This is a genomic window from Rhodanobacter sp. L36, assembly GCF_009765755.1.
GTDB lineage: Bacteria > Pseudomonadota > Gammaproteobacteria > Xanthomonadales > Rhodanobacteraceae > Rhodanobacter.
In genome coordinates this window covers 975,711-998,808 of the sequence record NZ_LMUV01000002.1, presented here as the reverse complement: position 1 = coordinate 998,808, position 23,098 = coordinate 975,711, and the positions used below count along the sequence as shown (strand labels likewise).

21 protein-coding genes are annotated in these 23,098 nt (G+C 63.2%); 12 read left to right on the top strand and 9 right to left on the bottom strand.

All coding sequences use genetic code 11. The features are described from left to right. Positions 1 to 53: 53 nt before the first annotated feature. Together dut and coaBC are read right to left on the bottom strand one after the other, a co-directional pair. Positions 54 to 509, bottom strand: a complete 456-nt coding sequence (gene dut, locus GSQ73_RS04245; protein WP_158881746.1) for a dUTP diphosphatase — start codon at positions 507 to 509, stop codon at positions 54 to 56. After that, positions 509 to 1,714 carry a bifunctional phosphopantothenoylcysteine decarboxylase/phosphopantothenate--cysteine ligase CoaBC gene (gene coaBC / locus GSQ73_RS04240; protein ID WP_158881282.1) on the bottom strand — a complete coding sequence of 402 codons (1,206 nt, stop codon included), beginning with the start codon at positions 1,712 to 1,714 and terminating at the stop codon, positions 509 to 511. Before coaBC ends, dut begins: the two co-directional genes overlap by 1 nt. A gap of 96 nt (positions 1,715 to 1,810) precedes the next feature. On the opposite strand from coaBC, the gene radC reads away from it, so the two are divergent. The 4 genes from radC (at position 1,811) to GSQ73_RS04220 (ending at position 5,958) form a co-directional block, all read left to right on the top strand. Beyond that, positions 1,811 to 2,482: a DNA repair protein RadC gene (gene radC, locus GSQ73_RS04235; protein WP_158881280.1), complete on the top strand. Its 672-nt coding sequence runs from the start codon at positions 1,811 to 1,813 to the stop codon at positions 2,480 to 2,482. A 484-nt stretch (positions 2,483 to 2,966) separates the two neighbouring features. Next, complete coding sequence (gene argS, locus GSQ73_RS04230) at positions 2,967 to 4,655, top strand: arginine--tRNA ligase (protein WP_158881278.1); 1,689 nt, start codon at positions 2,967 to 2,969, stop codon at positions 4,653 to 4,655. After that, on the top strand, positions 4,655 to 5,377 hold the full coding sequence (locus GSQ73_RS04225; protein ID WP_158881276.1) for an SPOR domain-containing protein: 723 nt from the start codon (positions 4,655 to 4,657) through the stop codon (positions 5,375 to 5,377). Before argS ends, GSQ73_RS04225 begins: the two co-directional genes overlap by 1 nt. A 116-nt stretch (positions 5,378 to 5,493) precedes the next feature. Next, positions 5,494 to 5,958 carry a thioredoxin family protein gene (locus GSQ73_RS04220; protein WP_158881274.1) on the top strand — a complete coding sequence of 155 codons (465 nt, stop codon included), beginning with the start codon at positions 5,494 to 5,496 and terminating at the stop codon, positions 5,956 to 5,958. 41 nt (positions 5,959 to 5,999) lie between these two features. Here the strand turns inward: GSQ73_RS04220 and GSQ73_RS04215 are convergent, their stop codons facing one another. The 5 genes from GSQ73_RS04215 to speA all read right to left on the bottom strand — a co-directional run bounded on the left by GSQ73_RS04215 (position 6,000) and on the right by speA (position 11,628). Further along, on the bottom strand, positions 6,000 to 6,863 hold the full coding sequence (locus GSQ73_RS04215) for an NAD(P)-dependent oxidoreductase (RefSeq protein ID WP_158881272.1): 864 nt from the start codon (positions 6,861 to 6,863) through the stop codon (positions 6,000 to 6,002). A 39-nt stretch (positions 6,864 to 6,902) separates the two neighbouring features. Continuing rightward, complete coding sequence (locus GSQ73_RS04210; protein ID WP_158881270.1) at positions 6,903 to 8,105, bottom strand: patatin-like phospholipase family protein; 1,203 nt, start codon at positions 8,103 to 8,105, stop codon at positions 6,903 to 6,905. Then, on the bottom strand, positions 8,086 to 8,826 hold the full coding sequence (locus GSQ73_RS04205; protein ID WP_158881268.1) for an acetoacetate decarboxylase: 741 nt from the start codon (positions 8,824 to 8,826) through the stop codon (positions 8,086 to 8,088). Before GSQ73_RS04205 ends, GSQ73_RS04210 begins: the two co-directional genes overlap by 20 nt. Positions 8,827 to 8,897: 71 nt before the next feature. Then, positions 8,898 to 9,698 carry a 3-hydroxybutyrate dehydrogenase gene (locus tag GSQ73_RS04200; protein ID WP_158881266.1) on the bottom strand — a complete coding sequence of 267 codons (801 nt, stop codon included), beginning with the start codon at positions 9,696 to 9,698 and terminating at the stop codon, positions 8,898 to 8,900. A 40-nt stretch (positions 9,699 to 9,738) separates the two neighbouring features. Then, positions 9,739 to 11,628, bottom strand: coding sequence for a biosynthetic arginine decarboxylase (gene speA / locus GSQ73_RS04195; RefSeq protein ID WP_158881264.1), 1,890 nt, complete (start codon positions 11,626 to 11,628; stop codon positions 9,739 to 9,741). A gap of 309 nt (positions 11,629 to 11,937) precedes the next feature. Here speA and speE point away from each other — a divergent pair, with 309 nt between their 5' ends. Continuing rightward, positions 11,938 to 12,792, top strand: coding sequence for a polyamine aminopropyltransferase (gene speE, locus GSQ73_RS04190; protein ID WP_158881262.1), 855 nt, complete (start codon positions 11,938 to 11,940; stop codon positions 12,790 to 12,792). A 67-nt stretch (positions 12,793 to 12,859) separates the two neighbouring features. Here speE and GSQ73_RS04185 read toward each other — a convergent pair whose 3' ends face one another. Continuing rightward, positions 12,860 to 13,063 carry an antitermination protein NusB gene (locus GSQ73_RS04185; RefSeq protein ID WP_158881260.1) on the bottom strand — a complete coding sequence of 68 codons (204 nt, stop codon included), beginning with the start codon at positions 13,061 to 13,063 and terminating at the stop codon, positions 12,860 to 12,862. Between the two features lie 155 nt (positions 13,064 to 13,218). Here GSQ73_RS04185 and GSQ73_RS04180 point away from each other — a divergent pair, with 155 nt between their 5' ends. The 5 genes from GSQ73_RS04180 to GSQ73_RS04160 all read left to right on the top strand — a co-directional run bounded on the left by GSQ73_RS04180 (position 13,219) and on the right by GSQ73_RS04160 (position 17,910). Continuing rightward, positions 13,219 to 14,235 carry a hypothetical protein gene (locus tag GSQ73_RS04180; RefSeq protein ID WP_158881258.1) on the top strand — a complete coding sequence of 339 codons (1,017 nt, stop codon included), beginning with the start codon at positions 13,219 to 13,221 and terminating at the stop codon, positions 14,233 to 14,235. A gap of 74 nt (positions 14,236 to 14,309) precedes the next feature. Further along, positions 14,310 to 14,942, top strand: coding sequence for a ParA family protein (locus GSQ73_RS04175; RefSeq protein ID WP_158881256.1), 633 nt, complete (start codon positions 14,310 to 14,312; stop codon positions 14,940 to 14,942). 37 nt (positions 14,943 to 14,979) lie between these two features. After that, positions 14,980 to 15,453: a histidine phosphatase family protein gene (locus GSQ73_RS04170; RefSeq protein WP_158881254.1), complete on the top strand. Its 474-nt coding sequence runs from the start codon at positions 14,980 to 14,982 to the stop codon at positions 15,451 to 15,453. Continuing rightward, entirely contained in the window at positions 15,450 to 16,010 is a 561-nt protein-coding gene (locus GSQ73_RS04165) for a YceI family protein (RefSeq protein ID WP_158881252.1), read from the top strand. Before GSQ73_RS04170 ends, GSQ73_RS04165 begins: the two co-directional genes overlap by 4 nt. Positions 16,011 to 16,035: 25 nt before the next feature. Continuing rightward, on the top strand, positions 16,036 to 17,910 hold the full coding sequence (locus GSQ73_RS04160; protein ID WP_158881250.1) for a phospholipase D family protein: 1,875 nt from the start codon (positions 16,036 to 16,038) through the stop codon (positions 17,908 to 17,910). A gap of 75 nt (positions 17,911 to 17,985) precedes the next feature. On the opposite strand, the gene GSQ73_RS04155 is transcribed toward GSQ73_RS04160, so the two are convergent. After that, positions 17,986 to 19,272 (bottom strand): acetyl-CoA C-acetyltransferase, encoded by a 1,287-nt coding sequence (locus tag GSQ73_RS04155; RefSeq protein ID WP_158881248.1) that lies wholly within the window; start codon positions 19,270 to 19,272, stop codon positions 17,986 to 17,988. Between the two features lie 114 nt (positions 19,273 to 19,386). Between GSQ73_RS04155 and GSQ73_RS04150 the strand changes: the two genes are divergently transcribed. Together GSQ73_RS04150 and GSQ73_RS04145 are read left to right on the top strand one after the other, a co-directional pair. After that, on the top strand, positions 19,387 to 20,529 hold the full coding sequence (locus tag GSQ73_RS04150; protein WP_158881246.1) for a hypothetical protein: 1,143 nt from the start codon (positions 19,387 to 19,389) through the stop codon (positions 20,527 to 20,529). A gap of 95 nt (positions 20,530 to 20,624) precedes the next feature. Then, positions 20,625 to 23,096 (top strand): GGDEF and EAL domain-containing protein, encoded by a 2,472-nt coding sequence (locus GSQ73_RS04145; RefSeq protein WP_254063262.1) that lies wholly within the window; start codon positions 20,625 to 20,627, stop codon positions 23,094 to 23,096. Positions 23,097 to 23,098 lie beyond the last annotated feature (2 nt).

The window sequence follows — 23,098 nt, the reverse complement described above, 5'->3', positions numbered from 1 at the left end:
CAGGATCGCCACGCCCGATGCCGTGCCCTTGCATCCTATTCGATACCGATTGGCTATTTGACGCCGGTGGAACCAAAGCCGCCGCTGCCGCGTTCGCTCGGTGTGAACTCGTCCACGATATTCAGCCGCGCCTGCGCCACCGGCACCAGCAGCAACTGCGCGATCCGGTCGCCGATTTCGATCGTGTAGGGTTGCTGGCCACGATTCCAGCAGGAGATCATCAGCGGCCCCTGGTAATCCGCGTCGATCACGCCGACCAGGTTGCCCATGACCAGTCCGTGCTTGTGACCCAGCCCCGAACGCGGAACGATCAACGCACACCAGCCCGGATCGCGGATATGAATCGCCATGCCGCTAGGCACCAGCGAGCTTTCTCCCGGCTGCAGCGTCAGCGGCGCATCGAGCGCCGCGCGCAGATCCATGCCTGCGCTGCCCAGCGTCGCGGTTTGCGGCAATGCGATGCTGTCGCCGAGGCGTGGATCGAGAATCTTCAATTCGACGTCGATCATCACGGACGAGCGCTCCGATATCGCTCGCCGACATGTTCGATCAGCTGCCGCGCCAGATCGATCTTGGATGCTCGCGGCAAGGTCGCGGAGCCATCCGCCCAATACAATGCCAGCGCGTTGTCCGTCGCCTCGAAGCCCAAACCGTTGCCCACGAGGTTGGCGGCGATCATGTCCAGGCCTTTGCGCTGCAGTTTTTCCTGTGCGTAGTCAGCGACGTCGTGCGTTTCGGCAGCGAAGCCGACCAGGAACGGATGAGCCGGCTGCGCCGATAAACTGCCGAGGATGTCCTGGTTTTCGCCCAGCTGCAGCGTGAGACCTGCGCCACTGTGCTTCTTGAGTTTATGAGCCGACACTTCGATTGGATGGTAATCGCCAACCGCCGCCGCGCCGATATAGATATCCGACTGCGGTGAGGCGCTCATCACCGCTGCATGCATCTCCGCCGCGCTGCGAACGTCGACGCGATGTTCAACGCCAGCCGGAGTGGGCAAGTCGACCGGCCCGGCAACGAGTGTCACCTCTGCGCCAGCCTCGACAGCGGCCTGTGCCACGGCGAATCCCATGCGGCCCGAGCTGCGATTGCCAATGAAGCGAACCGGATCAATGTCCTCATACGTTGGCCCCGCGCTCACCAGAACACGCAAACCCGTCAGGGTCTGGTTGCCGAACGAGGCCACCAAGGCGTCGCGCAATTCGTGAGGTTCCAGCATACGCCCGCTGCCGACGTCGCCACATGCCTGATCGCCCACCGCCGGGCCGAGAATTAGCACGCCACGTTGCCGCAATGTATCGACATTGGCCTGCACGGCGGCATGTGCCCACATCTGCTGGTTCATCGCCGGAGCGACGTAAAGAGGCGCCGCACTGGCGAGGGAGATCGTGGTCAGGAGATCGTTGGCAAGGCCATGCGCCAGCCGCGCAATGATGTCCGCGCTGGCCGGGGCGATCAGGATGCGTTCGCCCCAGCGCGCCAGCTCGATGTGGCCCATCGCAGCCTCAGCCTGTTCGTCCCAGAGACTGACTCGCACGGATCGACCGGACAGCGCCTGGAATGTCGTCGGGCTGACGAAGTGCGTCGCGCCCTCGGTCATCACCACTTGCACCTGGGCATCCAGATCGCGCAGGCGCCGGACCAGCTCGCACGACTTGTAGGCGGCGATACCGCCTGAAATTCCGAGCAGGATGCGGCGCTGGGCGAGACTCATGTAAGACGGGCCTGACAATCGGGCAGACGCGTAGCTTACCGGATTCGCTCCAGCCAACTGCTGCGTGGAATGGCCCGTCGCCATCAGGCTGCATGCATGAGTATCCGCGACTGGCCCGAAGGTGAACGTCCCCGCGAAAAACTGCTGGCCCGCGGCAGCGCCGCCTTATCTGACGCCGAATTGCTGGCGGTACTTCTGGGCAGCGGAAGTCGCGGCAAGGACGCGCTGGCGCTCGGTCGCGAACTGCTCAACAACGCAGGCGGTTTGAGCGCCTTGCTCAGTCGGCCGGAACAGCAGATTCGCGCGTCCGGCCTCGGCCCAGCCAAGCGCGCGCGCATCGTGGCCTCACTCGAGCTGGCACGGCGCAGCCTCGCTGAAGATCTGCAAGGTCGCAAAAGCCTGGGCAATCCACGCGACAGTGGCGACTACCTGCGCGCGCGGCTGCGGCATCTGCCCTACGAAGTCTTCGGCTGCCTGTTTCTGGACAACCGACATCGCGTGTTGGCGTTCGAGGAACTGTTTCGCGGCACCGTCGATGGCGCCAGCGTGCATCCCCGCGAAGTCGTGCGCGCCTGCCTGCATCACAACGCCTGCGCGGTGATCTTTGCGCACAACCACCCTTCAGGCGTCGCCGAACCCAGCGCCGCCGACCGGGCGATCACCCATGAGTTGCGCGACGCGTTGCAACTTGTCGGGGTCCGCGTGCTCGACCATCTGGTCATCGGCAGTGGTGAGCCCGTTTCAATGGCGGCTCGCGGCCTGCTCTAAGGGATTTCATTCACCCATAAAAAACGGCGTGGAAGGGGTCCACGCCGTGGGTCCGATTTGGGAGAGGAGAGAGCGGCGTCTCCGTGTACCACGTCATGGAGGGGAATCATGTCGGTACTCGCTCATTGTCGCGGCGCCGCATGACAAGCCGGTGACGCCAGCGGAACGTGAAGAAGTGCGCGCGTTAGCCACGAAAACTTATGCACATATCAGCAGGATCAACACTTGGCGGACCTATCGCGCCTAGGTCCATAGATTGGTCGTTCAATCTCATGATTTAGATCATGTTTTTCTTAAAGGCTGACGGAAACGTCGATCTGGGCGGCTGCGACAACGACACAAGGCATGGATTTCCCACAGAGTTATCCACAGCCGGCACCGGTCGCAGGTTTCACATTCTGCCTTGACCGCGGCAAAGCCTTGTCCCGCAATGATCCGGCCGCCCCATGTTAGAATTTTCGGTTCCATCGAGGCTGGATCCACCGTGAAAGCACAGCTGCGTGAACTGGTTCTGCAGGCATTGCATGGCCTGCAAGACAATGCCGTCCTGCCTGCCGATCTGGCGCTTCCGGATTTCGTGATTGAGCGCGCACGCAGCCGCGAACATGGCGATTTCGCCTGCAACATCGCCATGCTCCTGGCCAAACCTGCTCGGGCCAAGCCGCGGGAGCTGGCGGAAAAGCTGGTGGCAGCGCTGCCCGACGATGCGATCGTGGCAAAAGTCGAGATCGCCGGCCCCGGTTTCATCAATTTCTACCTGGCCGCCGACGCGTACCACGCCGAAGTGCGGCGCATTCACGAACAGGCCGAGCGGTACGGGCTGGGCACGGCGGGTGCCGGCCAAACGGTGGGTGTGGAATTCGTGTCGGCCAATCCGACCGGACCGCTGCATGTTGGCCACGGTCGCGGCGCAGCCATCGGCGATTGCCTGAGCCGGCTGTTCGCTGCCACCGGCTGGAACGTCAAACGCGAGTTCTACTACAACGACGCCGGCGTACAGATCGCCAATCTGGCCATTTCGGTGCAGGCGCGCGCGCGTGGCATCACGCCGGACGACGCCGGATGGCCGGAAAACGGTTATCGCGGCGACTACATCGCCGATGTCGCACGCGCCTATCTGGAGCGCGCATCGGTAGTCGCCGACGGTGAAACCGTGACGGCCGCCGGTGATGTCGACAACCTCGACGCCATCCGCCAGTTCGCGGTGGCGAGCCTGCGCCGCGAGCAGGATCTCGATCTGCAGGCGTTCGGCGTCGACTTCGACGTGTATTTCCTCGAATCGTCGCTCTACAGCGACGGCAAGGTCGAGGAAGCCGTGCGCGAACTCGTTGCTCACGGCCATACCTACGAGCAGGACGGCGCGTTGTGGCTGCGCTCGACCGACTACGGTGACGACAAAGACCGCGTTATGCGCAAGTCCGACGGCACCTACACGTATTTCGTGCCCGACGTGGCCTATCACCTGAGCAAATGGCAGCGTGGCTACAAGCGCGCGGCCACGGTGCTGGGCTCCGATCACCACGGAACTCTGGCGCGTGTGAAAGCCGGGCTGCAGGCGCTCGATGCCGGCATCCCCAAGGCGTGGCCGGATTACGTGCTGCACCAGATGATCACGGTGATGCGCGGCGGCGAAGAAGTGAAAATTTCCAAGCGCGCCGGCAGTTACGTCACCTTGCGCGACCTGATCGATGAAGTCGGCCGCGATGCCACGCGCTACTTCCTCATCTCGCGCCGCTCCGATTCCCAGCTGGTATTCGATATCGACCTGGCGCGCTCGCAAAGCAACGATAATCCGGTTTATTACATCCAGTACGCGCACGCTCGCGTGTGCAGCGTGTTGCGCCAGGCCGGCGAGAAAGGTTTCGTTGTCGATCTCGACAACGGCCTCCAGCATCTGTCACGGCTCGACAACGAGCACGAGCAGATCCTGCTCACCGAATTGTCGAAGTATCCGGAAATCGTCGAAGCCGCGGCCGCGAACCTGGAGCCGCATCTGCTGGCTGCGTGGTTGCGCGAACTCGCCAACGCGCTTCACACGTACTACAACTCGCATCAGTTCCTGGTCGAAGACGCCCCGCTGCGCAACGCGCGACTGGCGCTAGTGGTGGCGACGCGCCAGGTATTGAAGAATGGACTTGGATTACTGGGCCTGAGCGCCCCGGAGAGCATGTAATGGCAGCACGCAAGGGCAAGGGCCGACAGGCCGTGCGCAACAACAGCGGCGGATTCCCCGGCTGGGGATACGCGGTGATCGGCATCCTGATCGGCGCCATTTTAATGGCGGTGATGATGCGTGGCAGCCTGCTGACCAGCATGAAGCCCACCGTTCCCCAGGCGAATCCGCAAGCGACCGCTCAACACGGCAGTGACCCGGGCGTGCTCGAGCCGGCCAGCGGCGAAAGCACACCGAAGAAGCCGCAATACGATTTCTATTCCGTGTTGTCGGAAAAAGAAGTACGCATTCCCGATGCCGAAATCACCGCGCAGGCTCGCGCCGAACAGCAGCAGAAACAGCTGGCCGCACAGCAGCAACAGGCACAGCAGCAACCCGTGGCGCCGCTGCCAGTTACCGCGCCGGCGACTCCGGCCAAGGCGCCTGCCGCTGTCAGCGAGAACATCACCGCAGCGCCGGCCAACACCGTGGCAGCGCCTGCTGCAGGCTCCGGCTATTTGTTGCAGGTGGGCGCGTTCCCCAATGCATCGGATGCCGAAACCCTGAAGGCCAAGCTCGCCATGCAGGGCTTTGTCGCCAATGTGCAGTCGGTGAATATCGGCGGGCAGCCTTACAACCGCGTGCGGCTTGGCCCATTCCGTTCGGCCACCGAACTCGAATCGACCAAGAAACGGCTTACCTCGGCCGGCATCAATGCCATCGCGCTGAAAGAGGGAAGGTGACCGGGTCGTCATCTGTCGCGATATGGGCCGCGCAAGCGGCCCTTTGTTTGGACGGCCAAACGTACGGACGTCAAATGGCGCTATGCTGGCCGTTCATTGCCTGCACCGGAACCTCCATGAAACGATTGCTCGTGCTGCTCAGCCTGCTGTTCACCGTCAACGCTTTCGCTGCGGATCTTCCGTACGACACGAATGCCGATGCCCATGCCGATGTGGCCCATGCGCTTGCCAGGTCGAAGGCGACGCATACGCCGGTGCTACTGATTTTCGGCGCCAACTGGTGTGAAGACTGCCGTGCGCTCAACGGCGATCTCAAGACTGGCAAGAACGCCGACCTGATGAAGCGAGAATTCCAGGTGGTGAAAATCGACGTCGGCAACTTCGATCACAACCTCGACATCGCCAAGCAGTACGGCAATCCGATCGGCAAAGGCATTCCCGCCGCGGTGATCGTGTCGCCCGACGACAAGGTGCTTTACTCGACCAAAGCCGGCGAACTGTCCAATGCGCGAACGATGAACTCCGAAGGCGTCTACGGCTTCTTCAAGCAGGCTATTGCGACGTCGAAGTCGAGCCGCTGATTCGCGGGTACTGATTTGCAAGATCAATTGAAGCGTTCTTCTCAGGAAGGGCGCTTCAACCGTATCAAGGCCGAGATGTCTTCGTCGCCATAGCCCTGGCTCATCAGCTGGGCGTAATCCGCCAGCGATCGCTCGATCACCTGCGTGGCGCTGCCGGCCTGCTGCGCGATGCCGCGGACGATGGCGAGATCCTTGTGCAGCAAGGCCAGCTTGAAGCCGACGCCGAACTCATTGCGCAGCATCGTCTCGCCGCGTTTCTCGAGAAACCAGTTGCCGGCGGCACCCGCGCCGAGCGTCGGGATTAATCGCGACGCATCGAGACCCAGCGCCTCGCCCAGCGCCAGGCCTTCGCACACGGCCTGCGCGATGCCCGCCACCAGCACCTGATTCACCGCTTTGGTCGCCTGCCCCGCGCCGGTAGCGCCCAGATGCGTGATGCGCAGCGCATAGGCTTCGAGCACCGGACGCGCGCGTTCGAGCACGCTGGCATCACCGCCGACCATGACCGACAACTTGCCGTTCTTCGCGCCTTCCACGCCGCCCGATACCGGCGCATCGAGGAAGTGCACGCCGACCTGCGCGAGCTTTGCAGCCGCAAGCTTCGCGGTCTCAGGCGCGACAGTCGAATGATCGATGACGATGGCGCCGCGCTGCATGTGCGGTGCAAGCACATCAATCGTCGACAGCACATCGGCGTCCGCTGTCACACACAACGCGATCACGTCGCACTGCGCAGCCAGCGCGGCGAGGTCGTCGGGCGCGGTCACGCCCAGTTCCTTCGCCAGCGCAACCGCCTTGTCCGATGTGCGATTCGCCAGCGCGGCCAGCAAACCGCGCTGATGAAGATGTCGCGCCATCGGCACGCCCATCGCGCCGAGTCCGACGAAACCTGTCTTGATCGTCATGCTTCTACCTGTCAGTGGAAATCGACAACACGGTAACGCTCATTTGCGATGCACGTCGTGCGTCACGAACGGCCGCGCAGGATCAGGCACGTCGAGCCAGTGCGGATGTGTCAGCGTGTGCCGCATGTCGGCCACGCCGCTGCGCCAATGCTCCTGCATGGTCGCCGCGCTGAACTCGAAATCCTTGTAGTGCCCTTCGTAAGGTTTGTTGCGATAGATCAGATGCACCACGTTCACCAGCGCACCGCTGGCGCGCGTTTCCGCGCGTCGATAGGCGGGGTCATCACGGCGGTTGGCCGGCACCAACGCCATCAGATCGTGCAGCAGACGTTGTTGTTCCTGCACATCGCGCATGTATTCGGTGACGATGCGCGTACGGCTGGAAAACTGGATGTCCTTGCTGCGCTCGGCGACCTGCAGCATGTCGTGCGGCAACGGCCCGATCGAACTCCACAGGTCCACCTGAAACACCAGCGTATCGCGGCGCGGATGCTCGGTCAGAACGCGGTACAGCGGCGTGTTGGAAACCATGCCGCCGTCCCAGTAGAACTCGCCATCGATTTCAATCGCCGGAAAACCCGGCGGCAACGCGCCGGACGCCATGAAATGTTCCGGTCGCAGTTTCTGATGAGCGCTGTCGAAGTACGCGAAGTTGCCGGTACGCACGTTCACCGCACCGACCGATACGCGAATCGTGCGCGGATCGTTGATGCGATCGAAATCGGCCAGCCGTTCGAGCGTCGCACGCAACGGCGTGGTGTCGTAGTAGCTCGCGGTGGCCGGACCATCGGGCGGCTTCACGTAAGGCGGCGGTATTCGCGGCGTGAAGAAACCAGCCTGGCCCTCGGTGATGGCGCGCCACGCAGCCATCCCGCTCATCGCACTGATCGCTTTCGCCGGCCAGCTTTGTCCGTTCTGCAAATCGGGCAAGCCGAACGCCGGCAACATCGGCGGCTTGCAGATCGTCTGCCAGAACTCGCGCAGTTTTTCGACGCGGTGTTCCGGCGCATTGCCGGCGATGATCGCCGCATTCAACGCGCCGATCGAAATACCCGCGACCCAGTTCGGATGATGGCCGCCCTCGGCCATCGCTTCGTACACGCCGGCCTGATACGCACCCAGCGCGCCGCCGCCCTGCAGCACGAGCGCGGTGGTGTGATAACTCGGCGCCTTGCCCACAGCGGGTTTTATTCGCGTCGAGGTCTTGGCACCGCTGCGCGATTTAGTCGGCGAGGTAGTCATGCACCACCTCCCCGAGATCGAGCGTGAGGTCGGTGATGAAATGCAGTGCCGATTCCACCTTGAGCACCGGCAGGTCAGCCACTGGCGCCAGGGCGTGCGGATGCAGCTCAAGCGAGGCCGGGCCGGTCCACGCGCCCTTGAGGTTGATGTCGGTGGTGAAGTAACGCACCAGCTCGCAGATGCGCGTTGTGCCATCCACATGCGGGATGATCTTCAGCAGGAAATTCGGCGCCTGCAGCGACGCCAGCACGGCGGCGTGATCGGCGGGTCGATGCTTGAAACCCATCGTCGCCTTGGCCACGCGCAGCTTGCCGTAATCGAGTGTGCCGACGACGGTGTCGATCTCCACGTCGAGACTTGGCGCGGCCAGTTTCTTCGGAAAACCCCATAGTTCGCGACCGGCGGCGATCGGCGGATGATCGTTGAGATACATCGAATGCACGTAGCCACCGCGCACACCTTTGTAGGTGACGGGAATCACCTGGCCCGATTCGGTGTAATCGCCGAAGCCCGTGGAATCGGGCATGCGAATGAATTCGTATTTGACCAGCGGCTCGGTAATTTCCAGCGGCTCGGGCACGACCGCGCGCAACGCGTCCATGTCGGTGCGATAGGTAATCACCATGAATTCGCGGTTGGTGAAACGGTAAGGCCCGGGCGGAAACGCCGGGCTGGTCAGCGGCATGGCGAACGCATTCGCCCTCACATCGGCAATCTTCACGGAAGCACTCCCTTGGACCCGCAAGAAAGCGGCGCGACCGACGTTGGCCGCGACGCATCGACTCAATCGCGTTACTGCATGTACCAGCCGTGGCTCACCACAAACGATTGCCCGGTCAGTGCGGCAGACGGGAACGCGGCGAGATACAGCGCGGTCTGCGCGATGTCCTCGACGGTGGTGAACACGCCATCGACGGTGTCCGCCAGCATCACGTTCTTGATCACGTCGGCCTCGCTGATGCCGAGCTCCTTCGCCTGTTCGGGAATCTGTTTCTCGACCAGCGGGGTGCGCACGAAACCCGGGCAGATCACGTGCGAACGCACGTTGCGATCCGCGCCTTCCTTCGCCAGCGTACGCGCCAAACCGAGCAGGCCGTGTTTGGCGGTGACATACGCGGATTTCAGCTTGGACGCTTCGTGCGAATGCACTGAGCCCATGTAGATCACCACGCCGCCCTGTGCCTTGCCGCTGCCGTCGACCTTGTACATGTGCTGCAAGGCCGCCTTGGTCGTCAGGAAGCCGCCATCGAGATGGATGGCCAGCATTTTCTTCCAGTCCGAGAAGGCGTAGTTCTCGATCGGGTTGATGATCTGCACGCCCGCATTGGAGATCAGGATGTCCAGACGTCCAAACGCCGCGACGGCTTTCTCGGTGCCGGCGTTGACCGCGGCCTCGTCGGTGACATCCATTTCGATGCCGATGGCCTTGCCGCCAGCCGCGTTGATTTCCGCTGCGGCCGCATCGGCGGCCGCCTGATTGATGTCGGCGATCGCCACCGCGGCGCCGTTCTTTGCGTAGAGCTCGGCGATCGCCTTGCCGATGCCGCTGGCGGCGCCCGTGATCAATGCCACCTTGCCGTCGAGACTTGCCATGTAGAACTCCTTGTAAGCGGGGAAATCGAGGGCCGAGCCGTCAGGCGACGGGCTCGGAAAGATACGTGTAACCGGTCAGGCCGTTGTCCAACGCGCGGTAGAACTGTTCGGCCTGGTCACCATCGACACCGGCGGCGGCAATACGTTCGCGGTAGGACTGCCGCAATACGGCGAGGTCGTAACCGACGTAGTCGAGCATCAGGTCCGTCGTGTCGCCGCGGCGGATGTGATCGAAGGCAAAGCTGTCGCCCGCCACGCGCACGTTCACTGCATCCGTGTCGCCGAACAGGTTGTGGATGTCGCCCAGCGTTTCCTGGTACGCGCCGACCATGAAGATGCCGAGCTGATAACTCTCGCCTTCGCGCAGATCGTGCAGTCGCAGGCTCACATCCACGCCTTCGCCATCGACGTAGTGATCGATACGGCCGTCCGAATCGCAGGTGAGATCGACGATCACGCCACGCCGTGTCGGCTCCTCGTCGAGGCGTGCAATGGGCGCGATCGGAAAAATCTGCTCGATCGCCCAGATGTCCGGCACCGATTCGAATACCGAGAAGTTGACGAAGTACTTGTCGACAAGCTTCTCGTCCAGCTCGTCCAGCGCCTGCCGATGCGAGCGCTCCGCCGGCTGCAGGCGCGTGCGCACCGCGTTGGCGATGGCGTAGTACATCTCGTCCAGTCGCGCGCGATCGGCCAATGCCAGCTGGCCCAGCGCGTAGAGCGTCTGGCCTTCCTGTAGGTGATGCTGCGCTTCGTGATACAGCTCCAGCGGCGGGCGCATGTCCAGTTCCGCGTGCACTTCGCGCAAATGGCGCAGCACTGTCGGCTCGTCGCCGCGCGCCGGTGGCATCGCGCCGGCAGGGACTTCTTCGACCTCGGTGACGTTGACCACCAGCACCGCATGGTGCGCAGTCATCGCTCGACCGGCTTCCGTCAGGATGTGCGGCGCATCGAGGCCTTCGGCTTCCACTGCTTCGGCCAGCGACTGCACGATGGTGGCGGCATATTGTTCGATCGAGTAATTGATCGAGTTGTGGCTGCGCGAACGCGAACCTTCGTAGTCGACGCCGAGGCCGCCACCGACGTCGACGATTTCCAGCGGTACGCCCATCGCTTTCAGCTCGACAAAATAGCGCGTGGCTTCGCGCATGCCGTTGGCAATGTCGCGCACGTTGGAAATCTGCGATCCCATGTGGAAGTGCTGCAGCTTCAGCGTGTGCTTGAGACCCGCCGCGTCGAGCCGTTCGATCAGGGTCAGCACCTGATTCGGCGAGAGGCCGAACTTGCCCTTGTCGCCACCCGTGTTCTGCCACTTGCCGGCGCCGATCGAGGCGAGACGCACGCGTACGCCGAGCAGCGGTTCGACGTCCAGCGCCTTGGCTTCGGCGAACACATGATCAAGCTCGGACAACTTCTCGATCACGATGAACACGCGCAACCCGAGCTTGCGGCCAATGAGTGCGAGACGGATGTATTCGCGATCCTTGTAGCCGTTGCAGATCACGATGGACCCGGGCCGCGCCATCGCCAGCACCGCCATCAACTCCGGCTTGGAGCCGGCCTCGAGACCGAAGCCCTGCGTGCCAGCGGCCACGAGCTCGCCGGCCACGCCGCGCTGCTGGTTCACCTTGATCGGATAGATGGCCGTATAGCCGCCCGCATAGTTCCACTCGCCGATGGCCTTGGCGAACGCCTTCTGCAAGTGTGCGAGACGATCGGCGAGGATGTCCGGAAAGCGCACCAGCAACGGCAACCGCAGCCCGTCGGCGCGCGCGTCTTCGACGATGCGCGGCAATGAAAGGGCGGGGCCTTGCGCGCCGTGCGGCTTCATCACGATGTGGCCAGCGTTGTCGACGTCGACGTAGCCGTCGCTCCAGTGCGGCACGGCGTAGGTGTGACGAGCGGTATCGATGTTCCAATGCTTCGCCATGGCGAAATCTCCTTGTACAAACGGACGATGTCGTCGCAGCGGCGAGCCTTGACGGTGTTGCTCCACGGAGCACGAGTCCGAGCGACCGGAAGCCTCGCACGCCGCGGGGCCGATCGGACTTGTCGGCCGCCCGCGCGATGCACCGGCTTTGCCAGCCGATATTGTAATGGCCGTCTGTGACGATATGCGCACAGCGTGTACGCGCGATGGCACCACGTTCACCAGGCTGTCGCTGACCGCGCCGCGACGACTTGCCGTTACAATTGGCGGTCTTCGTCTTCCATCATGCCTTCGTCAGGATCTTCCACCATGTCGCAGCAGCTCAGCTGGTTCACCGAAGCCCACCAGGCGTCGGGCTCGTCCATCGGTTTTCGCACCGAGCAACTGCTGCACGCGGAGAAGACGCCGTTCCAGACCATCGAGATTTATCAGACCACCGACTGGGGCAATCTGATGGTGATCGACGGCTGCGTGATGCTGACCACGCGCGACAATTTTCTTTATCACGAGATGATGACGCACCCGGCGCTTTTCACTCATGCGCGTGCCAAGCGCGTGGTGATCATCGGCGGCGGTGATTGCGGCACGCTGCGCGAAGTGCTTAAGCATGAGGAAGTGGAGTCGGCCGTGCAGGTCGAAATCGACGAGCGCGTGACGCGTCTGGCCGAGCAGTATTTCCCGGAACTGTGCGAAGCCAATGGCGATCCACGTGCCGAGCTGCTGTTCATCGACGGCATCAAGTACATGGCCGAGTGCGAACCCGATTCGCTGGATCTGGTGATCGTCGACTCCACCGATCCGGTGGGCCCGGCTGAAGGCCTGTTCAATGCCGCGTTCTACGCGAGTTGCTACAAAGCGCTGCGTCACGGTGGCCTGCTGGTGCAGCAGAGCGAATCGCCGCTGGCGCACCTGGACCTGATCAAATCAATGCGTTCGGCCATGCGCACCACCGGTTTCAACGCCGTACGCACGCTGCCGTTTCCGCAGCCGTGCTACCCGACCGGCTGGTGGAGCTGCACGATGGCGCGCAAGGGCGGCGACCTGTCCGGTTTCCGCGAGCGTGGCGCGATAAGCAAAAACTTCCCGACCCGCTATTACAACGCCGATATCCACAAGGGCGCACTGGCACAGCCGGAATTCATGCGCGAGGCATTGGGGGAATAACAGCGAGGAACGGGAGCGTGACTCGCGATACTTCACATTCCTGTTCTCCATTCCCTGTTCTCCTCCGTCAAAACATCTTGCTGCGCACCTTGGGCAGCAACACCAGCAGCAGTGTCGCGAACGGCCCAAGCAATATCGACACCAGAAACCACAGCAGGCCACTGCGGTTCTTGCCTTGTGCCAACGCGGCGTTGATCAGTGCCAGCGTGCCCCAACCGACAACGGCAAACCACGGGGCGCCATCGGCGAAATTCGAGAAGAAATGACCCACTGGGCGTCTCCAACCGTTGTGTGGTGAGCGCGCTTTCACGCCAGAACGGGCATCGTAGCAAGCCTGACGCGACCTGCCTGCCGACGTGGTCACCGCGATCAGCCGGGCTTAATGCGCCCGCGTTATCCTCGATTCTTTGACTCCGGATGAAGCCTATGTTGCGTGGACTGCGTTTTGCCCTGCTGGCCGCGGCCGTTTCACTGGCGATGACGCCGGTCATCGGTGCCGCCACGGATGCTTCTACCACCGCCGGCAATCAGGATCGCGACAAGGCGCAGCTGGCATTCCAGCGCGATCTGGTCAGCGTGCTGGCGCCGCGGGCCGATGCACTGCCGTTGCTGGCCGCCGCTTTGATGGCGCGGCCGCTGCAGAACCAGCCGAAAACCAACAGTTTCCATTCGCTGATCGCACGCGCCACCGATGCCGACGCGCAGAACCCGGCGATCAGCTGGGTGCGCCTCGCCGACTGCGACGCCAAGGCCGACGCCTGTCCCGATCCGACTTCGCTGCAACACCTGCAGCAACAGGCGTCGGACAATGCCGCGGTGTGGCTACTCAAGCTGGGTGTCGATACTCACGCGATGAAACAGGATGCCGCGCGCGAGGATCTCGCCAAGGCGGCCGGCGCCAAGCTCTATGACGATTACACCGGCACCAGCCTGAAGGCGCTGGCCACATCGGTCGGCGTGTTGCCGCCCCCCGCCGGTTCGTTTGATCCCGCCAACGCCGCTGGCGCCGTGGGCATGCAGGCGGTGATGGTTTTCGGATTGGCCAGCGCACAGCCGCAGCCAGGACTGCAGATCACCGCCAAGCTGTGCGAGAACGCAGCCGGCGACGCGGCGATCAAGGCCGATTGCCTGAAACTCGGCAGCACGCTCGAATGGGCTTCCAGCCCGCTGGCCCGTTCGCTGGGCCTGCATCTGCGCGAAGTGCTGGCCGACGATCCGGCCCAACAGGAAGACGCCAAGCACGCGCGCATCAACCTGATCTGGCAGGTACAGAACTTTGGTCAGCTGTTGGGTCGTGCCCAGAGCGATGCGGCGCTGGCCCAGCATCTGCTGGCTTTGGCGCGAAACGGTGGCACCGAAATGAGCCTCGTGCTGGCCGCCCTGCGTGACGGCAAGATCGCGCCCGAGGCACCGTCCGACTGGAAACCGCAACAGCCGGGCTGACCTCCGCGCCGCAGCTTTGCGGCGCATCCCCGGCCGTGTAGGCTTGGCCCACCTTCAGCGGCAAGGGTCCGTCCATGTTTACGACGCTCGTGGCAAGCAGCAAAGGTGGTTGTGGCAAGAGCACGCTGGTGACCCAGCTGGCTTCGCACTGGGCACAGGCGGGCCAGCACACCGCGATCATCGACGCCGACCGGCAGGGTTCCAGCTTCCGCTGGGCCGCGCTCCGACCGGAAAACGTTCCCGGCGTACTCGCCTACGAAGGAGGACGCCGCTCCCTGCAGCGCTTGCCGCCGGACACGCAGCAACTGCTGATCGATACCCCCGCCGGTTCCGGCGAGCGCGAACTGGAACCGTATCTCGAACAGGCCAACGTGCTGCTGGTGCCGGTGCTGCCGTCCTCGTTCGACCTGCACGCCACGCTCGGTTTCATCGAGGAACTGCAGCGCATCAACCGCATCCGCCGCGGCAAGCTTCCGGTGGCACTGGTCGCCAACCGGCTGAAGCCGTGGACGCACGCAAGCCAGGACGCCGTGGCCCAGCTGGCCGAGCAATCACCGTTCCCGATCGCCGCGCAGCTGCGCGACAGCCAAGCCTATGTGCTGCTGACCTCGCTGGGCAAAGGCATTTTCGATTACCAGTCCGAGCAGGTGCGCAGCCACCAGCAGGATTGGAAAGCATTGTTGCGCTGGATCAAGCGACATTCGTAAGACGGACCTTCGCGTAAGACCCCCACAGGAGTTTTCCATGCACGAACTGATCTTGTTGCGACACGCCGAAGCCGTCCCGATAGAAAAGGCCGGCGACGATCAACAGCGACCACTGAGCACGCGCGGCGAACAGGAGGCGCAGGCCGCCGGCAAATGGCTCGCCGCCCATCGCAGCAAGCCCGACCGCGTGCTGTGTTCACCCAGCCGCCGCACCGACGAGACCGCGCGGCTCGCTCTCGCCGCGATGGATTCCCCGCCCACGCCGCAGATGGCCGGCGAAATCTACGACGCATCGCCCGGCGAACTGCTTGCCCTGCTGGATCAGCATGGGGATGCCGAAACCGTGATGCTGGTTGGCCACAACCCCGGCATCGAACGACTCGTGGCGCTGCTGGTCGAAGGTCGCTCCGACGAATTTCGCGGCATGCCGCCCGGCGCACTCGCGGTGCTCCATTTGAATGGCGCCCTTGAACCGGGCAATGCGCGACTGGATGCTTTCTGGTCGCCGTGAGGCGACTTTCGATCACGTCGCTGTTCACGACGCTGGCGCTTGCCGCGTCGGCGTGTCACGCCAAGGAACTGCGCATCGACTCCAACCGCTCGCACGCCGATTTCGGCGTGCGATTGTTGTGGGTTCACACCATCGGCGGTCGCTTCACCGACATGCACGGGCTGGTGAATCTCGACCGGCAAAAGCTGGCCACGGTGGACGTGCAGATCGAAATCAACAGCGTGGTGATGGATTCGTCGCGTTTTCGTCGCTGGGTACTGGCGCCGGAATTCTTCGACGCGCAACGCCATCCCGTTGCACACTTTCTTTCCGACCCGGTGCCGTTCGACCGCCTCGCCAGCGGCGGCGAACTGGACGGCCGGCTCAGCCTGCGCGGCGTGATGCATCCCATACATCTCGAATTGCTGCCCGCCAGCTGCGCCACCACCGCCGCCTGCGTGATCGAAGCACGCGGCAGCGTCTCGCGCAGCGACTTCGGCATGATCAGCCACGGCACGTCGCTGTCAGACCAGGTGAAACTCGACCTGATGATCGCGCTTGAACCGACGCCGGATTGACCGATACCTCCGTATCATGGCGCGCATGTCGTCGCGCCGCCTTCTCGTTTTGCATTTGCTGCTTGCGGCCCTCGTGCTGCAGGGTTGCACGGTATCGCGCTTGCGCATTCGCCAGGCGGATGCGGTCGTCACCGCCAGCATCGACCGACGGATCGACTGCAATCGCCCCGATCATTGCGCGCAGTCATCGCCACTGCTTCAGGCCGCGCAGCAGGCGATGGCAGAGTCCACACCGCAACGCCCCGTGCATGTCGTCACGCTGCTCAACGACAGCGAGCCGGCGATGGCGGCGCGTATCAACCTGATTCGCGCGGCGCGTCGATCGATCGATGTACAAACGTACATCTGGGACCACGACGACGCCGGCCAGCTGATACTCAATGAACTGGTGAAAGCCGCACGTCGCGGTGTGCAGGTGCGCATCCTCGCCGACCAGCTGTGGTCGTTCAACGATCCGGTGCTGCTGGAACGGTTGTCGCGGGTCAACGTCAATCTGCAGGTGCGGCTGTACAACCCGACGTTCCACAAGGCGCAGACGCAGCCGGTGGAATTCGCCGCCGGCCTGTTGTGCTGCTTCTTCAAGTTCAACCAGCGCATGCACAACAAGCTGCTGCTGGTGGACGACGCCATCGGTATCACCGGCGGACGCAATTACGAGGATCGCTATTTCAACTGGGACGACAGCTTCGATTACGTCGATCGCGACGTGATGGTCGGCGGTCCTGCCGCGAAACAGATGGCGGAAAGTTTCGAACTTTTCTGGCAGCACAAGCGTTCGGTACCGCTGACCCACCTGCGCGACGTCAACCGCAAGATTCTCGATGAAGGCACGCCGACACCGTGGCCCGAGCCAACTTATCGCCAACCGCTTCGCGTCGCGCAGGTACAGCAGGCCGCCGAAGATGCGGCGTGGCTGAATGCCTGGCTGATTGAACCCACGCTGCGAACCGGCCAGGTCGAATACTTCAGCGATCTGCCGGCCAAGACCGACAAGCCGGACAAGGCGCACGCACGCGATTTCACCCGCCACGTCATGCGCATGGTCAGCGAGGCGAAGCACGAAGTGGTGCTGCAGACGCCGTATCTGGTGATGAGCAAGCGCGCGCAAAAGATTTTTCGGCAGCTCCATCACGGTGTGGATGCGCCGCGCATCGTCGTGTCGACCAATTCACTCGCGTCCACCGATGCGTTCGCGGTGTATGCGATGTCGTACAAGCATCGCAAGAGGTATCTCACCAAGTTCGGTTTCGAGATCCACGAAATGAAACCGCATGCGCCCGGCCCCGCCACCGACAACGAGCTCGCCAATCTCGGTACGGACCACCTGAACCTGCCCGCGGAAACCGCCACGCCGATCAGCGCAGGCAAGACTCGCATGCACCTGCTCGGCAGCCACGGCAGCAACAACCGGCCCGCGCCGTTGCTGAGTGACGGACGCCGTTACGGACTTCACGCCAAGTCGATCGTTATCGACGACGCGTTCGGCATGGTCGGCTCGCACAATTTCGATCCGCGTTCGGATCACTACAACACCGAGGCCGGCGTGATCGTCTACGACCATCACTTCGCCGACCAGTTGCGCCAGAGCATCCTGCGCGATACGCAACCTGAAAATGCGTGGATGATCGCGCCGAGGCAACGCAAGGTGCCGGTGCTGTCGGATCTCAACGACATGATCGGCACGGTGTCCGAACATCTGCCGTTGTTCGACATATGGCCGTTTCGCTACGCCACCAGTTACGACCTCAAGCCAAACTGCGAGCCGCTGCGTGCGAGCGATCCCGGGTTCTTCGCCTGCTACAAACCGGTCGGCGATTTCCCCGAGGTCGACGTGTCGCCGAAGCTGATCATCACGCGCATGATCACCGCCTTCGGTGCGGGCACCACCGGGTTGCTCTGAGTCGAGCGTCTGACCGGATCAAGTGCTGTGTATCGGATACCGATTTGAGCGCGGCGCAGATCCGAGCCGGCGAGGTTACGGCCGTTCGAGGATCGCCGTAACGCCCATGCCGCCGGCGGTGCAGATCGAGATGAGCCCGCGACCGGAGCCTTTCTGTTCGAGCATCTTCGCCAGCGTGGCGACGATACGTGCACCGGTGGCGGCGAACGGATGACCCACGGCGAGGCTTGAACCGTGCACGTTGAGCTTCGCCGGATCGATCGCGCCGAGCGGCGCGGCGAGACCGAGCCGATTCTTGCAGTAGTCCGCCGATTCCCACGCGCGCAACGTGCACAGCACCTGCGCGGCGAACGCCTCGTGGATTTCGTAGAAATCGAAATCCTGCAGGCTCAGGCCGTTGCGCGCGAGCATGCGCGGCACCGCAATGGTCGGCGCCATCAGCAGGCCTTCGCCGTGCACGAAATCCACTGCGGCGACTTCGGCATCGCGCAGATAGGCCTGGATGGTGAGGCCGCGCTGCGCAGCCCATGCTTCGCTGCCGAGCAGCACCGCGGCGGCACCGTCGGAAAGCCCGGTGGAATTGCCGGCGGTGAGCGTGCCCTTGCCCGAGCGTTTGTCGAACGCGGGTTTAAGCGTGGCGAGTTTCTCCATGCTGGAATCCGGCCGCAGGAATCCGTCGCGCTTGAGGCCGCGAAACGGCACCAGCAAGCCTTCGAAGAAATTCGAGTCATACGCGGCGGCGAGTTTGTGATGGCTGTCCAGCGCAATCTGGTCCTGTGCCTCGCGACCGATGTGCCACTCCTTCGCCATCTGTTCGCAATGCTCGCCCATCGATTTGCCGGTGCGCGGTTCGGCCACGCCGGGGAACGATGGCTTCAGCTCCTTCAGCGAAAATCCACGCAACGCGAGCTTGAATTTTTCCATCGGTGTCTTCGCGCGATTCATCGCGAGCAGCCGCTTGCGCAGGCGCGTGCCAAACACGATCGGCACGTCGCTGGTGGTGTCGGAGCCGCCAGCCACGCCGGCTTCGATCTGTCCGGCGGCGATCTTGTTGGCGATGATGATGGTGTTGTCGAGCGACGTGCCGCAGGCGCGCGCGGTGGTGATGCCCGGCGTGGTGGGCGCGAGGCCGGAGCTGAGCAGCGCTTCGCGTGCGAGGTTCCAGTCCGACGAGTGCTTGATCACCGCGCCCATCGCCACTTCACCCAGTTCCACGCCATGCAGACCGTAGCGCTCGACCAGCGCGCCAAGCACTTTCACCGACATGCCGAAATTGCCGACGTCGGCATACGCGGTGTTGTTGCGGCAGAACGGGATGCGAACACCGCCGATGACTCCAACGCGTCGCTGCGTGTTTTCCATGGTTGAAGCAGTCCGTCACACAAGTCGTTCAAGGCTAACCCGGCATGCCGCGCGGCGAAAGCCCAAATCGCTGAATGGTAGAATCGCGCTCTTTACCGTTCGGAAATCTTCGCCGTGGAAGCGCAAACACTGGTCGCCCTTTCCGCCGTGCTGGCGCTTGAGCCGGTCACCGGCGAAGCGCCGGCACGTCTTTGCCTGAGCCGCGACGAAGCAGCCGAACTGGCCGCGTGGATTGCCGAAGATCTTCACGCGCTGTTGCCGCAAGTGAAGGACACGCGACTCGCGCTCGCTGGCGCGCTGTTCGACCCGGTCGAATTGTTGCGGCCGGGTTTTCCCGTGTGGGGCATGCTGGAGGAACTGGCGCGCCGCGTACCGCGTGGTTCGATCGATCACGTGGTCGCGTTCGGCAGTCATGACGGCCATATGCCGGCACAGACGCTGGAACCATCGCCCGCATTTGCCGATGGACCGATGCGTCTGCTGCCGATCAGCCTTCTGGTTCCCGAAGCGCTGGTGGCCGAATTGTCCGAGCAGATGGAAGTCCAGCTGGTCGGTCGCGGTGAAGCGAGCGCGCAGACGGCCGACTGGCTGATGCGCACACTCGGCATACGGCTGGAGCACGTTCGCTATCTCAGTCGCAACGACCTGCTCGCGCTGACCTGCGTCCAATACGAACACGTGAACCTCGCACCGTTATGGACGGTACTGGAAACCGCACTGCTGACGCCGCAGCGCGAGGAATCGAGCATGAGTGCGCGCGGACTCGCGCTGCAGTATTCGCAAGGCGTCGTTTGCGTGCAGTCGCCGTCCGCATGGCTGGCTATGCAAAAGGGCGACGCGGGCAAATTGCGCCACGACTTTGCCGGCGCGGTATTCGAATTGCGCCAGTACGCCGCCCTGCTCGATGCACATCAGCTGCCGCTGCAATTACAGGCCGGCGCGGAGCAGGGTGTCGAAGCCGATGCTGGCTACCTGCTGGAAACCTTCGCGAAAGTCGACCCGGCGTACGACCCGCCAACTCTGTTCGCACATGAGGCACCCGGCCTCGGCGTGGTGGCGATCACGCTCGCGCAGCGCGGCGACGGCGGCATCGCGCGGGTACTCGCGCATGGCTATCCGTTGCAGCCGCAGGCGCTCGGAACCTTGCTGGCGATCCTCACCGATCGGTATGCCATCGCGCCTGCATGGCAGGCGCTGGGCCAGATCCTGCTGGACGAACACGGCCGACTTGCTGCGCCCGCGACCGCCCTCCACTAAGCCCTTCGGCCCTGTGCAGCGGCGGATAGTTGGCGCATGATGGGTAACGCGCCAACGGGGAGCGCCTTGCTGACGGGATGAGCATGCGGCCGCACATGCCTGCCGAGATATCGCCTTCGCTTCCGTTCGGACCGGACTGGGCCGTGCGCGTGCTGGACGGCACGCCAGTGCTGCTCGCCTACCTCGATATCGAACAACGCTTCCGCTACGCCAACGAAACCCATCGCACCTGGCTCGGCGTCGATCCGGTGGACCTGATCGGCCGGCACGTGATCGAGGTCATCGGCCGGCGTAATTATCGCCGCGCCGGTCCCGCGCTCGAGAAAGCGTATGCCGGCCACATGACCAGTTACGAAGGCGAGCTGTTCAGTGGCGACGAATCGCGTTTCGCGCACGGCAATTTCCAGCCGGATTTCGACGAGGCCGGCCAGGTCTGCGGCGTGTTCACCGCGCTGGTCGACATCACCGGACGCCGCACGCTGGAGCTTCAGCTGCACGAAAGCGAGCAACGTTTTTTCGGTGCGTTCCAGCACGCGGCCATCGGCATGGCGCTTACCCATCCGGACGGCCATTTCATTCGGGTCAATGCCGCGGTGTGCCAAATGCTGGGCTATCGCGAAGACGAATTGCTGAAGCTCAACATCGCCGATATCACGCATCCTGACGACCTCGCTGGCGATCTGGCGTTGCTGGCGCAGCTGTCCACGGGCGAGCGCGATTCGTACCAGCTGGAAAAGCGTAACTTCCACAAGGACGGCCACGCCGTGGATATCCAGCTCAGCGTGTCGCTGGTTCGCGATGCGAATGGGGCTCCGCTGTATTTCGTTTCGCAGGCGCAGGACATCAGCCAGCGCAAAGCGTTCGAGGAAGCGCTGCATCGCGAGCGCGAGTTGGCGGAAGTCACCCTGCGTTCGATCGGCGATGCGGTCATCACCACCGACACGCATCTGAGAGTGACCTCGCTCAATCCGATTGCCGAAGCCATGACCGGCTGGAGCACCAGCGAAGCGCAGGGCAGGGCGATCGAGGAAATCTTTCAGCTGTTCGACGCGCAGCATAACGAGACGGTTACGAATCCCTTGCGCACCGCGATCGAGCGCAACACCATCGTCGATCTCGCCGGCAAGACGCTGCTGCGTCATCGCCATGGTTTCGACACGCCGGTGGAAGACTCCTCCGCGCCGATCCACGATCACGCCGGTAACGTGATCGGCGGCGTACTGGTATTCCACGACGTCAGCGAAACCCGTTCGCTCGCGCTGAAGATGATCCATCTGACCCAGCACGACACGCTTACCGGCCTGCCCAATCGCAGCCAGCTGCACAGCCATGTGGAACAGGCGCTGGCCACCGCTGCGCGACGCCAGCAACACGCCGCGCTGCTGCATATCGACATCGACAATTTCAAACAGGTCAACGAGCTTTACGGCCAGGCTGATGGTGACCGCGTGCTGCGCGCGCTTGCCGCGGAAATCCGCCTCACGCTCAGTGGTGACGAACTGCTCAGCCGCTACGGCGGCGACGAGTTCGTGGTGGTGTTGCCCCATCTGGATAGCGTCGGCGAAGCCGCCAGTCGCTGCCAGATCCTGCTCACCCATTGCGAACAGTTGCGCGTGGTTGGCGTACCCGAATTGTCGCTGCGCGTGAGCATCGGCATCAGCGTTTATCCGGATGACGCCAGCGAGCCGGAAACGTTGTTGCAACATGCCGAAACCGCGCTGGTCGCGGCCAAGGCGCAAGGTGCACACGGCTATCGCTTCTTCACCGCATCGATGAACGAGCGCGCATTGGCCAAGCGACGCATCGAAGCCGCCTTGCGCCAGGCGCTCTCACGCCATGAACTCAGTCTGCACTATCAGCCCAAGGTCGATGCCGAAACCGGCAGCATCGTCGGTGCCGAAGCGCTGTTGCGCTGGCATGTCGAAGGCATCGAACTGCACACGCCGGACCAGTTCATTCCGATCGCCGAAGACAGCGGCCTGATTTTGCCGATTGGCGCGTGGGTGCTGCGCCAGGCATGCCGACAAGCCCGCGCGTGGCAACGCGCCGGTCGCGCCATTCCCATCTCGGTGAATGTGTCGCCGGTGCAGTTCCAGCACGCGGATTTCTACACCTGGCTCGACGACGTGCTCAACGAAAGCGGGCTCGACGCCGGCCTGCTCGAACTGGAGCTCACCGAACGCATGGTCATGTCCGGCGACGCCACCACCGGCCTGCTAAGGCGGATCAAGCAACGCGGCGTGCGGCTGTCGCTCGACGATTTCGGTACCGGTTATTGCAGCCTTTCCTACCTGAAACATTTTCCGATCGACGCGCTGAAAATCGACCGCGCGTTCGTGCGTGATCTGCCGAACGATCACGACACCGCGATGATCACCCGCGCGATCATCGCGATGGCGCGCAGCCTGCATAAGGAAGTGATCGCCGAAGGCGTGGAAACTTTCGAGCAAGGCGAATTCCTGCGCACCGCCGGCTGCTCGCAGATGCAGGGATTCTTCTACGGCATGCCGATGCCGGCAGCGGATTTCGGCAAGCTGCTCGACATGGCGCCTGACTCCGCGCTGTAGGA

Coding starts and splice junctions, on each gene's coding strand:
- speA (WP_158881264.1), bottom strand. CDS start 11,628: ATGGCGAAGCATTGGAACATCGATACCGCTCGTCACACCTACGCCGTG.
- GSQ73_RS04180 (WP_158881258.1), top strand. CDS start 13,219: ATGTTGCGTGGACTGCGTTTTGCCCTGCTGGCCGCGGCCGTTTCACTG.
- coaBC (WP_158881282.1), bottom strand. CDS start 1,714: ATGAGTCTCGCCCAGCGCCGCATCCTGCTCGGAATTTCAGGCGGTATC.
- GSQ73_RS04220 (WP_158881274.1), top strand. CDS start 5,494: ATGAAACGATTGCTCGTGCTGCTCAGCCTGCTGTTCACCGTCAACGCT.
- GSQ73_RS04145 (WP_254063262.1), top strand. CDS start 20,625: ATGCCTGCCGAGATATCGCCTTCGCTTCCGTTCGGACCGGACTGGGCC.
- GSQ73_RS04225 (WP_158881276.1), top strand. CDS start 4,655: ATGGCAGCACGCAAGGGCAAGGGCCGACAGGCCGTGCGCAACAACAGC.
- GSQ73_RS04210 (WP_158881270.1), bottom strand. CDS start 8,105: ATGACTACCTCGCCGACTAAATCGCGCAGCGGTGCCAAGACCTCGACG.
- GSQ73_RS04200 (WP_158881266.1), bottom strand. CDS start 9,698: ATGGCAAGTCTCGACGGCAAGGTGGCATTGATCACGGGCGCCGCCAGC.
- GSQ73_RS04170 (WP_158881254.1), top strand. CDS start 14,980: ATGCACGAACTGATCTTGTTGCGACACGCCGAAGCCGTCCCGATAGAA.
- GSQ73_RS04175 (WP_158881256.1), top strand. CDS start 14,310: ATGTTTACGACGCTCGTGGCAAGCAGCAAAGGTGGTTGTGGCAAGAGC.
- radC (WP_158881280.1), top strand. CDS start 1,811: ATGAGTATCCGCGACTGGCCCGAAGGTGAACGTCCCCGCGAAAAACTG.
- dut (WP_158881746.1), bottom strand. CDS start 509: ATGATCGACGTCGAATTGAAGATTCTCGATCCACGCCTCGGCGACAGC.
- GSQ73_RS04215 (WP_158881272.1), bottom strand. CDS start 6,863: ATGACGATCAAGACAGGTTTCGTCGGACTCGGCGCGATGGGCGTGCCG.
- GSQ73_RS04160 (WP_158881250.1), top strand. CDS start 16,036: ATGTCGTCGCGCCGCCTTCTCGTTTTGCATTTGCTGCTTGCGGCCCTC.
- speE (WP_158881262.1), top strand. CDS start 11,938: ATGTCGCAGCAGCTCAGCTGGTTCACCGAAGCCCACCAGGCGTCGGGC.
- GSQ73_RS04155 (WP_158881248.1), bottom strand. CDS start 19,272: ATGGAAAACACGCAGCGACGCGTTGGAGTCATCGGCGGTGTTCGCATC.